This window comes from Agrobacterium sp. 22-221-1 (assembly GCF_053522445.1).
Genome location: NZ_JBNWCL010000001.1, coordinates 186,738 through 198,790, shown reverse-complemented (window position 1 = coordinate 198,790; position 12,053 = coordinate 186,738). Strand labels below are relative to the sequence as shown.

Genomic DNA, 12,053 nt, shown 5'->3' with positions numbered 1-12,053 from the left:
AATTATTTTAATATGTTGTTTTTATTTAATTTTATCGTAGGGTAATGTGGCACCTAAAATAACCCTTGTCGCCCAACGCCCTGATCTAGACGCAGTTCGCGCCTTCTTGCGCTATTGTGAACACTCCAAAGCCACGCATTTTCGTTAGGAATACCATCCATGCGCTGTGTAGCTAACTTCGAAGTTGCTTCTGATCTATCGGTGGTAGCTGATGGTCAGGTGCTGAATATCAGTGACCCTCGCAGTGCCTTCAAAGCGCGTATCAGGAATATCCCACGTACAGAGTACACAACACCGTTCTTACTTTCGGTCCATATCTATTTTGACGCCGAGGCATTGGGTAAGGCCGCTGACGTGGCAGGAGACCATTTGGCCACCTGTCTCAATATGCTTGCATTTACGACTGGCTCTAGTTTCCGAAAGCACAGGATACGGCAAATTGTCGATGCCGAACCATCGCTTAAAGGCGCAATGAGAGATGTCCGCATGTGGGGCGATCGGATCGAATACGATGATCCGCAACCGTTCCTAGATCATGCGCACGCTAAGACAATCGAACGTCTGCTGGAGTTTGACATTCCGCCGGCTATCAGACGTGCTCTGCGATGGTATCGATTGGGAGTAGACTCCTCTGCGCCAGACGACCAATTCACCTACTTCTGGTTTGCACTAGAGATCGTGGCCGAGTTTCAGAAGCCAACTACGAAGGTGAATGACAAATGCCCACACTGTCATTCCGCCCTCTATTGCGAAAAGTGCGAAACCCATCCGCAGCATAAGCCTTATGCAAAACAGGCTATCCGTGCCTTGCTGATGGATGCGGATGAGGATTGCGACGACGCAACGGTGGCTCTTCTCGACAAGACCCGCAACAGCCTCATGCATGGCGCAACGCTCAAGGAAATAGAAGGTTCGCTGCCCGATCCGCATGAAAGTGTGGTCGACACGCTCGGGCGACTATTGTGGAAGGCCCTAGTCAGGCAGTTCCTCAAAGAAATGTCCGATGATTCCTTGGTGATGGGGGTACCGTCTACGTATGTGCACTACAAGGCCACACCAGTAGCTCACATCCAAACTATTGTCCCGGTAGACTCTGACGGTCATTTCGACCTTAATTTCTCAGGCACGGCTGTAAAGATGGAACCGTTTGGGCCGCCACAAAGTGCCTTACCGTCTGCGGTGAGAATAACGAGCGAGCAATTAGAACAACTTCGTAAGCTCAGCTATCAAAATGGCGATCAGCAGAAAATGCTGGAACGTATTCGGCAACAAGTAAAAGAAAAGGGTGGTCACATCTATGCGCTGATCCTTTCCACGGACATGGCAACGATCCACAAAGCAATGGAAAGGGGTGAGGTGGGCGAGTGGCAGGACCTGTTCCGCCAGTTCATTGATACCGCACAGATTGTTTACTGAGCGCATCCGCCATCCATCGAGCGGCGCGTCTCTCGCGTAAGGGCTGACAGGCTAGACGCCTATTCAAGCTCCCGCAGATGTGCCGAATTCTTCATGCGTTCCGCAAGACCATTTGCCTCATGCCATTCCGCGACCGTGATATGCTCAAACCCCGGAGCGACTTTGAAACCCGCATCGATCGCCAGTTGCTTTTTGGGATCAGGCTTCGGATCAACAGCGGGTTCAACCTGCACCCCCTGTGGCACGGCAAGCGCCAGAACATCCTCGCGCCGATACAGTGGCCTTGTATCACGGGACCAAGGAACGCGTTCGAGCTTGAACTCCTTCCGAAGTTGCCAGAATCTTGTACGCCCCACCCCGAGTAATTCCGCGGCTGCGGTTGCTGACAGGAGGGCAGATTGCGGGGTATTTCGTGGGGTACGTTTAATCCTGCTCATGCTGCATTACCCTCAACAACCTGCAATGCAGGGGTTTCATCATCCGTGTTGACGTTTTTGTTCGAAACGCCGTCAAGAAAATCGTTCCAATATTGAAGGGCTGCGAGTCGCTTCGCAATACCCGACGCACGCCGGTAAGCCTTTGCCGTCGAGTCACCGACCTTGTGGCCAAGAACCTCCTCAGCGGTGTTCCACGACACAGATGTTTCATCCCCCAGGAACTCGCGAAGAGATGATCTGAACCCGTGCACGGTAGCGCCTTTGGTTTCAAGATGATCGAAAGCGCTACTCGATATCGTTTGATACCGATTATCAGCCCAAACATGGGCAGGGATCGACGCAGGGTCTCGGACACTCGCGTTTGCCCCTGTAGGCGCCTGATTGTATATCGCGGTCACTATCGCGTGTTGTTCCCTCAATATCTCAAGCACTCTGTGCGTCAGTGGGACAACGTGTTCACGGCGTTGCTTGGTGCGTTCCTCAGGTATCGTCCATATGCCCTTGGCGAAGTCGATCTCATCCCACCTCGCGTCTGTCGCCTCACCTTTGCGAACACCGGTGCGGATGATCAACTCAAGGCACCGCGCTGCGCGGCTTCCATGACCTTGTAGTGACTTAACGAAGGCCGGGACCTCGGTATACGGCATTGCTGCGTTATGCCCCTTCTGCCAGTCAAGCGACGTCAGGCGCGATATGCGGGCAGGTATTGCGGGGTTGTCGATACGAATCTCTGCCGCGACAGCCGTGTCCATCGTGCGCTTGATGATGGACAGCACGACGGCTTTCCTCGCAGGTCGGTCATCGTACACGGACAGTGCATTCGCAACGTCAACGGAACGGATGTCCTTAGCGAGCATCTTCACGAGCTTGGGTAGCTCCTTTATGGCGCGGTCCCACGAGTTAGCGACAGACTCCGATGTCCAACGCTTGCTCAGGACGGCACGAGTATCTTTCGCAAGATCGCCAAACGTCACAGATGCACGTCGGGCCTCCGCGGAAACAACGTCGCGCTCAATCAGTGGGTCCTTTCCGTCAGCAATGAGTGCTCGACATTCCGATGCCCGATCCCGCGCAAAAGCGAGCGTTACTCCCCCTGTGGTGTAAGAACCAAAACCCATCTCGCGACGTTTCGAGGTGACAGGTGAGGTGTATCCGAACAACCAGCGAGCACCGAAGCGATCGATGACAAGGGACAGGCCCCCACCATCGCGGAGAACACCATTATCTCCCGCCTTCAATGCGGCATCAATTCCTCGTGCTGTTAGCTTATGCAGTTGTCGCGCCATTCGGGCGTCTCCTAATTGTGTCGTGATCGTATCCCAACCGTACCCCCATTCTACCCCACATTTGCAAACCGCACATGCGCGAAGGAATGTGAACACTCACGAACACATTAGGAAAATAATTCTTTAGAATCAATATCCTTTGCGAACACAGGTAAACGGTACAAAACGCAGAAAAACACTAATTGTTATTGTCATCGCGAACGACAACCACGGCATCTTCCAGATCGACCAGATATTCCTTTTTAAGGCCTGCAAGCTTCAGAAGCACCCTGTCGGCCACTTCCGTTCCGTCAAAACCAACAACGACGAGTTCGGACATAGTTCGTCTCCCTGAGTTTCAATTCCGCTGCGATTGAACGCCGAAGCGGGCGGCTTGTTCCGGCAATGATGGAAAGAGGATGTGTCATGCGTTTGACGGCCGCCCATCCGGTGTAAGCATCGGGCTGCTTAGTCCCCTTCTGCGCCATCCACACCCTTTGCTCCTTTTTTTATGAAAAGACCATTTTCCGCTTGCGCCCTAACAGGCTTATATATAAACGGCTTTCAGGTTCGGAGCGTAGCGCAGCCCGGTAGCGCACTTGACTGGGGGTCAAGGGGTCGTGGGTTCGAATCCCGCCGCTCCGACCATTAAAATCAGATAGATAGCCAGTTCCCCCAGAGCTGGCTATATTTGTTTCAGCTATCTGGTAACCCGCGCCATGCGCGAATTTAAAAGACCGGATTCGGCTATACGTTTGTCCAGGCCTGAGAATGAGGTGTGCCGAGATGGCCAAAAAAACGAAAATAGAACACTCAGAATTCTCGGGCGAGTTTGAAGACGACGGCATCACGGTTCTGGTTGATATCTACCGGCCCGCTGGCACCCAGCAGGATTGGACGCTCGAGGTCATCAGCGAGCATGACGATGTCACCACCTGGGACGAACCCTTCGCAACCGACAAAGACGCCTGGGAAGAATTCCTGGCCACGTGTGAGAAGGACGGGATTCGCAGCTTTCTGGATGGCGAGGATCCGTCGGTCCATTAACGTTCAATTCCGCAGTACCGGACTGTAAAGGGCGACGCCCATTGCCTTGTTGACTCTCTGCTAAAATTAGAACATTTAGTGAACAAAAGAGAGGTCATCCACTATGTCCGACGCTGAAAAAATCACCCCCATACGGCCTGAAGACATAGCCGGATATGTCATCCAGTGTCATGACGGCGATGCGAAGGCGGCTGTCGAAGCCCTTCTCGGCGAAATCGAGCATCTGCAGGAACAGCTTTCCCTGGCGGTCGCCATCATGGGAAAGGGATATACGCGTGGATGGACGCCGGATATCGGACGCGATTGAGCCGACGGCCTCCACTCCACAAGCCGTGTTCGATGCAGCTTGTGGAGCGTAAGAAAACCGGCGCAGCAATCAGCCCTTGTCCGCCAGCTGACCGATTTCGCGGTCGATCAGGTAAAGCGCATTGGGGCCGTCGCCGATCAACTCGATCTTGCCGAGTATGGTGCGGCAAAGGCTGTCTTCCTCATGCTGCTCATCCACGAACCATTGCAGGAATGAGGTTGTGGCGTGGTCTTTTTCCACGTGGGCAAGATCGACTGCCGCGTTGATGGCGGCGGTGACGCGGGACTCGTGCTCCGTCACGATGGTGAACAGCCCCTTGATGTCGTTTGCCGTGACCTGCGGCGCCGGCAGTTCGGAAAAGGTGACGCGTGCGCCAAGATCGTTCAGAAAGCCGAAGATGCGGTGCATGTGCTCCAGCTCTTCCGCCGCGTGGCCGAGCAGGAATTTATAGCAACCGTCGAGATTGCGTTCCGCCGCCCATGCGGCCGCCTGAAGATAGGCGTGATGGGCGCGCAGCTCGCCATTGAGGAGATCGTTCAACGTCGTTTCGATCACTTTGTTTGCCATGGTTTCATCCTTGGTTTCGGGGTTGAAGAAGCGGGTTTGCGGTGCGGATTGGCGCGGCCTGAAAGGCGGGGCGTTATTGTGCGGGCGTCACCTGCCCCAGCGCCGCCTCCAGCCTTTCGCCCTTCATGACGAGCTTGGGCCGCAGCTTCTCGGCCTTTTGTCTGACGGCTTCGAGATTGACGGGCTTGCCGACCTGAATGACGCCGATCATCGCCATCATCAGATGCGGCGGGCAATAATAGAGATAGACGCCCTCCTTCTCGACGGTGACGGTGAAAGCCTCATCGAGCTTGCTTTTCCACGGGCTAACGCCGTCCGGAACAGCATAGGACTGCACATAGTGGCTGGAATTTTGCGGCACGAAGGTAATGGTGTCGCCCGGCTCCGCCTTCACATAGGCAGGCTCGAACACCATGCCGCCATCCCTGCCGTAATTGAGCATCAGGATCTTGTGTTCGGCGGAAAGGGATGGCGTGACGGGCAGGATTACGGCCAAAGCCGTGGCAAGCGTCATCAAAAATCGTTTCATGCAATTATTCCTTCAAGGGTTTTGAAATGTTCGAGCGGCGGGCCACCCGCCGGCTGGATGACCGGATTGCCGCGCCGGTCGCGCAACACCTCCACGGCAACGCCATAGGTCTCGGAAATGAGCTTCGGCGTGACGATATCGCCCGGTGCGCCGGTCGCCTTCAGCGCGCCATCCGAAATCACCAGCAGGTTGTCGGCATATTGGCAGGCGAGGTTGAGATCATGCAGCACAACAAGCGTCACCCGGCCATTAGCGCGGGTTTCCTGCCGCACCAGATTGAGAAGCGCCACCTGATGCTTGAGGTCCAGCGCGCTGACCGGCTCATCGAGCAGCATCGCCTGCGGCTCCCGCATCAGAACCTGCGCAAAAAGCGCCATCTGCCGTTGCCCGCCGCTGAGCGAGGCGATCTCCCTGCCCGCCAGATGGGCTATTCCGGCCTGATGCAGGCGTGTCATGGCCAGATCGAGCGTTTCGTCGTCGATATGAAGCGAAAGCCGGCCGAAGCGGCCGAGCGCCACCACCTCCAGCACGCTGAGCGCAATATCGGCGGCCGTATCCTGCGGCATATAGGCGAAGCGATCCCGCCAGTCCCTTGTGTGCCGCCCTGCCCTCTCGCCAGCCTGAAGGCGACGATCGCCGAGGCTGATCGCGCCGGCGGCGAGCGGCAGGTCACCGAAGATCGCTCTGAGAAGCGTCGTCTTGCCTGTGCCGTTGGGGCCGATGACGGCATGGATGTATCCGGGTTCCAGACGTGCCGAGAGGTCTCTCACAACGGTCTGCCCGCCCCGTTCGACGGAAATATTATCCAGAACCATCATCGGCCGCGCCTCTTCGGAGCGAAAATCAGCCACAGGAGAAACGGCACGCCGACAATGGCGGTGACGATGCCGACCGGAAACAGAGCGCCGGGAATGATCGATTTGGAGAGAATCGAGGCTGCCGAAAGCATCAGCGCGCCGCTCAGTACCGACATCGGCAAAAAGAAGCGCTGATCCTCGCCCACCGTCATGCGGGCGATATGCGGCGCGACCAGCCCGATGAAACCGATGACCCCGACAAAACTCGTGGCCGTCGCTGTCATGATGGCGACGATGATGAGAACCTTCATGCGCAGCCGGCGCACATTGATGCCGAGGCTCGCCGCCCGCATTTCCCCCATTCTGAGCGCCGTCAGTTTCCAGCAATCCGCCATAAGCAGGGCGCAGCAGAAGGCGGTGACGGCGGCCGTCAGGCCGAGCGTTGGCCAGGTCGCCTTGGTCAGGCTGCCGAACAGCCAGAAAAGAATCTGCTGCGACAGTTCCGGCGAGGACAGGAACTGAATGAGCGACAGCAGCGACTGAAACAGGAAAAGAAGCGCGATGCCGCCGAGAATGATGGTTTCGGCTGTCGTTTGCCGCATGGAGGCCAGCATGAAAAGGAAAAGCGCGGCGAGCATTGAAAAGACGAAAGCGCCGAGCGGAACGGCAATCATCGCATCCAGCCCGAGACCGCCGAGCGCAAGCACCAGCGCGGCGCCAAAGCCCGCCGCAGCCGCCATGCCGAGCGTATAGGGGCTTGCCATGGGATTATTAAGCAAGGTCTGCATCTGCGCGCCGCCGGCGCCGAGCGCCGCCCCGACGGCGAGCGCCATCAGCGCCATGGGCAGGCGAAGGCCGCGCACGATGGAATCGGTCATCGCCGCCCGTTCGCCAAGGCCGGTCAGCGACTTCACCACTTCGGCGGGCGACAGCAGCGAGGGACCGGTGGCGATATCGAGAACGAGGCTTACCGCCATCAGCACGAAAAAGACCAAGACGACGCGCCAGCGACGACGTTCACGCAGCCGGTGCGCACCGATGGCTTCGGCATTGCGGGCGGCAATTGTCATGGAAAACCTGTTTGAAAAAGACGCTGAAAAGCGGACGCCGTGCAGTGGCGTCCGCAGAATTTAACCTTCAGCGGCAAGCAAATGTGCTTTTCCGCCGCCGGCAACAGAACCATCAATCCTTGATGGCGATGGCAAAGGTGCCTTCAGGCGTGACCGGCAGGTACTTCCTGTAATAGCCGAGATAGTTGGCGATCGGGTCGACATCCTTGAACTGCTCGGGATAAAGCTGCTTGGCGATATATTGCACCATGGCGAAATCGGAGAGCGTGCGCGAAGCGCCCTGATAGACACCGAACAGCTGCCCGTTCTTGATGGCCGGCAATTCGCTCCAGCCCTGACGGGTTTCGAAGGCCTTGAGCTTTTCGCGGGCATCCGCGGCCTTCACCGCCTGCCCCATCGGCAGCGCCGCGGGGTTCTTGTTGTTTTCACGGCCGGAAATGAAGATGGCGTCGGGCTTCGAAGCCAGAACCTGCTCGGGATTGATCGGTCCCCACCACTCGACGAAGGGTGCTGCGATATTGTCGCCGCCAGCGGCGGTGGACATGGCGCCCCACATGTTCTTGCCATAGGTGAAGGAATATTCGGCCGGTCCCTTATTGCCGAATTCGACATAGACCTTCGGTTTCGGCTGACCGGATTTCGCCACCCGTTCGGCGACGTCCTTCAACGAACCGGCGTAGAATTCGGCAATTTCCTTGCCGCGCTGTTGCTGGCCGGTGAGTTCGCCGAAAAGCCGGGTGGAGGCGACGTGGCGCTCGACCGTCTGGGCGTTGTAGTCGACGACAACGACGGGAATGCCCTCTTCTTCCAGACGGTCGGCATCGAGACCGAGCGCCTTGTATTGCCAATCCGCCAAAATCACCAGATCGGGATTGAGGCTCAGCACTTTTTCGACCGAGAAGGTCTGGGCTTCGACTTCGCCGACATCGGCAATATCTGCAAGCGAAGCGCGGTGAGCGAGATGCATTTTCCAGTTGGCGGGAACCCAGCCTTCCCACGCTTCGCGGGAAATGCCGACGACGGAATCATAGGCCTTTTCGCCACCGACCGCCATGTAGTCCTCGAAATAGAAACCGAGAACGACGCGTTTTGCAGGAAGATCAACCTTCACCTCGCGTCCGATGACGTCGGTGATGGTCTTCTCTGCGGCGGTGGCGAAAGGTGCGATAAAGAAAACGGATAAGAACGATGCGGCAAGGCCGCCGATAAATGTTTTGCGGGTCATGATGCGATCCAGAAGTTGAAACAATGCCGCTGTATAAAAGGTGAAACCGTTAGTCAACTTAAATCGCAAGATCACATAAGTTACTAATATAAAAATGAAAATTGTCATTTCCGGTAAAATGCGCACCGGGAAATATCCCGCTGGGCGGCGGCGATAGATGCTGCGCCGCCGCGCCCTCAGCCGGCCGCGAACTGTGGGTTGCGCCCGTCCCGATAACCTCCGTCATCGAGACAGGACGCAAGATCCCGTTCAGATCATTGAAGTGTGCCCTGTGGGAAATGCGCCCAAGCCGACTTCAGAACTCGTTGGAGGCGATGGCGAAATCGTCGACGACGGGCATCTTTTCCGCGTTTTCCCAGGTCCGGTCCATGGCGTAGGTTTCTGAGAGATAGGGAATGCCGATATGGCCGAAGCGGAAGGAAAGCTGGCTTTCCGCCTGTTCCTCATCAAGCTTTGCCACGCGGCTGAGATAGAGCGCGGTGGCGAGGCCTGTCCTGTCCGCACCGGCCTTGCAATGAATGAGAATGGGCTTCGGCGCATCGCGCATGATGGCGACAAGTTCGTTGACCCTGTTCATGTCAAGCTCCTGGCTTGCCGACATGCCGAAATCGATATGATTAAGTCCCAGCTCGCGGGCGGTTTCGACCTCATCGCGATACCAGGCCTTGGATTCGTTCGCGCCGCGCAGATTGATGACCGTCCTGATACCGTGGTCTTTGGTATAGCGGACGAGCTGCTCATCGCTCGGCTGGTTGGAGCGATAGAGCTGCCCCGCGACAACCTCGTGAAAATTGCCCAGGAGCTGAATGGCGTAGAGATAACCGCCTGCGGCAAGCACAGCAATACCCATGCCCCCAAAGGAGCACTTCCAGAATCTTCGCATAATAAAACGGTTCCCTCATTCGACGAGAGAACCGATACAGGCGGATTCTGACAGTAAGCTGAAAGTTATGCGACAGTATTGTAAGAGTAGAAAATTTGCGCTTGATCAACGCACGAAAACGTAAACCGCATAGACCGCGATGAGTGCGGCGGCCGCCGCCGCGGTGATGGCGCCGAGGCGTTTTTCGATGAAATGGCGCACCGATTCCCCGTATTTCTGCAGCAATCCGGCAAGGATGAAAAAGCGTGCGCCGCGCGTGACGACCGCCGAAAGAATGAACAGGCCAAGGCTGATATTGGCCGCGCCGGAAAGGATAGTCACGACCTTGATCGGCGGCAGATGCGCGAGCCCCGATGTCACCAGCAGGAGAACGATGGTTTCGTAGTCAACCGAGTTCTTCAGATGCTCGAAGCTGTCGAGCTTGCCGTAAAATTCGAGAATGGGTCGAGCGATGCTTTCAAAGGCATAATGACCGAGGAACCAGCCGGCGATGCCGCCGAGAACCGAGGCGACAGTTGCCACGAGCGCATAAAACATCGCCTTTTTCGGCCTGGCCAGCACCATGGGCAGGAAAAGCACATCGGCAGGCACGACGAAGATGGAGCTTTCCACGAAAGCCACGATTGCCAGCCACCACACGGCGGTTTTGCGCGCGGCGAGCGCCATCGTCCAGGCATAGATGTTTTTCAGCATGTCGTGTCCCCGGGGAAGAGTGTTGCGGAGTGAAGGCAGGCGGGAGCCAAGGCATATCGGCGGTGATTCATGCGGTTGCCGGCGGGCCGGAGAGACCGGCCCCGAATGAGGATTAGAGACAACGCAAGAGAATGGCAAATGTTGGAAAATTTATTTTTGCATCGCAAAAAATCATAAAGACGAGCATTTCCAGCCCTCACCGCAGATTGGTTGTTGCAATGCGAAATTTCACCCTGCGGTAGATGAGCTCGCCTTTTTGCTGTAGAATAAGAGGTGGAGGAATGAGGAGGAAGTTATCATGGACTATGTAAACTTCGTTACATCGATCAATCCGGTCATACTTGTCATTCTGCTGGTGGTTCTTCTTGCAGGCGCCTACAGCAACTGGGTTTCGCACTGATCCAGACGAACCGCCCGACCGAATGTGATGAGGCCCTTTTCTATCGGCGATAGGCATCGGGCCGGATGGATGTTATCAATCCCGGAGTTAAACAACTTCCGGGAAGCCGCATGACGAACGAATTCGCATTCACTGATACGTCTGAAAAGCTCAGCACGACGCTTGAGAAGCTGATAGGAAAGCTGCAGGGCCAGACGATCACGTTGCGCGAGTTGATGGAAGCGATCGGCGAACAGGGCCTTTTGCTTATCTGCGCAATCGCCTCCCTGCCCTTTCTCATCCCGGTTTCCATTCCCGGCGTCAGCACGGTCTTCGGTGCGGCGATCATCCTTGTCAGCCTGGCAATCACCCTCAACCGCCTGCCATGGCTGCCGGCAAAAATCCTCGACCGGCAGATGGAGACGGCAAAGCTCGTTCCAGCCCTTCAAAAAGGCGTCGCCATCGTCTCCAAGCTCGACGGTTTCATTCGCCCGCGCATTCCCGCGCTGACGACCGGCATCATCGCCAACCGCATAAACGGGCTTGCGCTGATGACGGCGGGCGTATTGCTGATGATGCCGCTGGGTTTCATTCCCTTCTCCAACACCCTTCCAGGCGTTGCGATCCTGCTTTTTTCAGCCGGGATGATTCAGAGGGATGGTGTCACCGTGCTCGGCGGCTACCTGTTTCTGGGGCTGACGGCGATTTATTTCGCAGCGCTCGCCTATGCGGCCTTCTGGGCCGGCCAGGGCATCAGCAGTTCCATCGGCGCATAAGACCTATTGCCGGCCGCCATTGCGGGTATCGCGGCGGTTCTGCCGCGATGCCCACCAGACCGCCAGCCGTCGCCGCTGGCGGCGAACCGCCGGCAGATCGTGGGAAAGCACGACGAGACCGAGCGGAATCATCCAGAAGCCGAGCACGGGCAGGAAACCCAGCGTTCCGCCCACCACGAGCGCCGAGCCGGTCGCAATCCTGCCGACGCGCGAACGCGGCATGGCAAAGCTCCATTTTCCGACATGGAGGCGGTGCGTTCTGTGGTCGATACCGAATTTCATTCCATCCTGCCCTTTTGCATCTGACCTGTGGATAATTTTTTCACCGGCGATAAGCCCGGAAAATCGGGACTCTGGAGGGATAAAACAAGAGGAATGCGTTTTTTTTGAAAAAACCGCTTGGCAAATCGGAAAAGCATTTGTATTACCCCGCTCACACCGCGCCAAGCGGTGGACGTTCCCTGGTAGCTCAGCGGTAGAGCATTCGACTGTTAATCGACAGGTCGCCGGTTCGAATCCGGCCCGGGGAGCCATTTTTTTCGCAGCCGCTTGCGTTAAAAGAAAGCTCTACATCTTTGATGTTTTCCATACATTCCGATGTGGGCGTGATATTCTCTTGTTGATAACTCAGTTCTATCAACTGCATCGTGTCTTCTATCGTT

At 56.5% G+C, this 12,053-nt stretch carries 14 protein-coding genes, 2 tRNA genes and 1 pseudogene; 6 read left to right on the top strand and 11 right to left on the bottom strand.

The genetic code is table 11. The features are described 5' to 3' along the window. Positions 1–159: 159 nt before the first annotated feature. Entirely contained in the window at positions 160–1,416 is a 1,257-nt protein-coding gene (gene mauJ, locus ACQZ5N_RS00985; protein ID WP_448731826.1) for a methylamine utilization protein MauJ, read from the top strand. Between the two features lie 59 nt (positions 1,417–1,475). Here mauJ and ACQZ5N_RS00980 read toward each other — a convergent pair whose 3' ends face one another. From ACQZ5N_RS00980 to ACQZ5N_RS00970, 3 genes and pseudogenes are all read right to left on the bottom strand, one after another. Beyond that, entirely contained in the window at positions 1,476–1,853 is a 378-nt protein-coding gene (locus ACQZ5N_RS00980; protein WP_448731825.1) for a hypothetical protein, read from the bottom strand. Continuing rightward, complete coding sequence (locus tag ACQZ5N_RS00975; RefSeq protein WP_448731824.1) at positions 1,850–3,139, bottom strand: tyrosine-type recombinase/integrase; 1,290 nt, start codon at positions 3,137–3,139, stop codon at positions 1,850–1,852. Before ACQZ5N_RS00975 ends, ACQZ5N_RS00980 begins: the two co-directional genes overlap by 4 nt. Positions 3,140–3,332: 193 nt before the next feature. Beyond that, positions 3,333–3,458: pseudogene (locus tag ACQZ5N_RS00970) on the bottom strand (DUF1269 domain-containing protein); the annotation flags it as partial. Positions 3,459–3,689: 231 nt separating this feature from the next. Between ACQZ5N_RS00970 and ACQZ5N_RS00965 the strand changes: the two are divergent. The 3 genes from ACQZ5N_RS00965 (at position 3,690) to ACQZ5N_RS00955 (ending at position 4,472) form a co-directional block, all read left to right on the top strand. Then, positions 3,690–3,766, top strand: a tRNA-Pro gene (locus ACQZ5N_RS00965). 138 nt (positions 3,767–3,904) lie between these two features. Next, positions 3,905–4,165: a hypothetical protein gene (locus ACQZ5N_RS00960; RefSeq protein WP_020811146.1), complete on the top strand. Its 261-nt coding sequence runs from the start codon at positions 3,905–3,907 to the stop codon at positions 4,163–4,165. A 103-nt stretch (positions 4,166–4,268) separates the two neighbouring features. Continuing rightward, positions 4,269–4,472 carry a hypothetical protein gene (locus tag ACQZ5N_RS00955; protein WP_448731823.1) on the top strand — a complete coding sequence of 68 codons (204 nt, stop codon included), beginning with the start codon at positions 4,269–4,271 and terminating at the stop codon, positions 4,470–4,472. Positions 4,473–4,541: 69 nt separating this feature from the next. Here ACQZ5N_RS00955 and ACQZ5N_RS00950 read toward each other — a convergent pair whose 3' ends face one another. From ACQZ5N_RS00950 to ACQZ5N_RS00920, 7 genes are all read right to left on the bottom strand, one after another. After that, entirely contained in the window at positions 4,542–5,039 is a 498-nt protein-coding gene (locus tag ACQZ5N_RS00950) for a ferritin (RefSeq protein ID WP_078054033.1), read from the bottom strand. Positions 5,040–5,112: 73 nt separating this feature from the next. Continuing rightward, positions 5,113–5,568 (bottom strand): pseudoazurin, encoded by a 456-nt coding sequence (locus tag ACQZ5N_RS00945; RefSeq protein ID WP_448731822.1) that lies wholly within the window; start codon positions 5,566–5,568, stop codon positions 5,113–5,115. Then, entirely contained in the window at positions 5,565–6,386 is an 822-nt protein-coding gene (locus ACQZ5N_RS00940; RefSeq protein ID WP_448731821.1) for an ABC transporter ATP-binding protein, read from the bottom strand. The genes ACQZ5N_RS00945 and ACQZ5N_RS00940 overlap by 4 nt, the downstream gene beginning before the upstream one ends. Then, positions 6,383–7,435, bottom strand: coding sequence for a FecCD family ABC transporter permease (locus ACQZ5N_RS00935; RefSeq protein ID WP_448731820.1), 1,053 nt, complete (start codon positions 7,433–7,435; stop codon positions 6,383–6,385). Before ACQZ5N_RS00935 ends, ACQZ5N_RS00940 begins: the two co-directional genes overlap by 4 nt. 112 nt (positions 7,436–7,547) lie before the next feature. Next, positions 7,548–8,660 (bottom strand): ABC transporter substrate-binding protein, encoded by a 1,113-nt coding sequence (locus ACQZ5N_RS00930; protein WP_448731819.1) that lies wholly within the window; start codon positions 8,658–8,660, stop codon positions 7,548–7,550. Between the two features lie 295 nt (positions 8,661–8,955). After that, positions 8,956–9,510: a dual specificity protein phosphatase family protein gene (locus tag ACQZ5N_RS00925; protein ID WP_448731818.1), complete on the bottom strand. Its 555-nt coding sequence runs from the start codon at positions 9,508–9,510 to the stop codon at positions 8,956–8,958. Between the two features lie 138 nt (positions 9,511–9,648). Next, complete coding sequence (locus ACQZ5N_RS00920) at positions 9,649–10,236, bottom strand: YqaA family protein (RefSeq protein WP_059752579.1); 588 nt, start codon at positions 10,234–10,236, stop codon at positions 9,649–9,651. 510 nt (positions 10,237–10,746) lie between these two features. Between ACQZ5N_RS00920 and ACQZ5N_RS00915 the strand changes: the two genes are divergently transcribed. Next, entirely contained in the window at positions 10,747–11,391 is a 645-nt protein-coding gene (locus ACQZ5N_RS00915; RefSeq protein ID WP_003521567.1) for an exopolysaccharide biosynthesis protein, read from the top strand. A gap of 3 nt (positions 11,392–11,394) precedes the next feature. Here ACQZ5N_RS00915 and ACQZ5N_RS00910 read toward each other — a convergent pair whose 3' ends face one another. Then, on the bottom strand, positions 11,395–11,673 hold the full coding sequence (locus tag ACQZ5N_RS00910) for a hypothetical protein (protein WP_020811139.1): 279 nt from the start codon (positions 11,671–11,673) through the stop codon (positions 11,395–11,397). A 176-nt stretch (positions 11,674–11,849) separates the two neighbouring features. Here ACQZ5N_RS00910 and ACQZ5N_RS00905 point away from each other — a divergent pair. Beyond that, a tRNA-Asn gene (locus ACQZ5N_RS00905) sits at positions 11,850–11,924 on the top strand. The last annotated feature ends 129 nt before the right edge of the window (positions 11,925–12,053 follow it).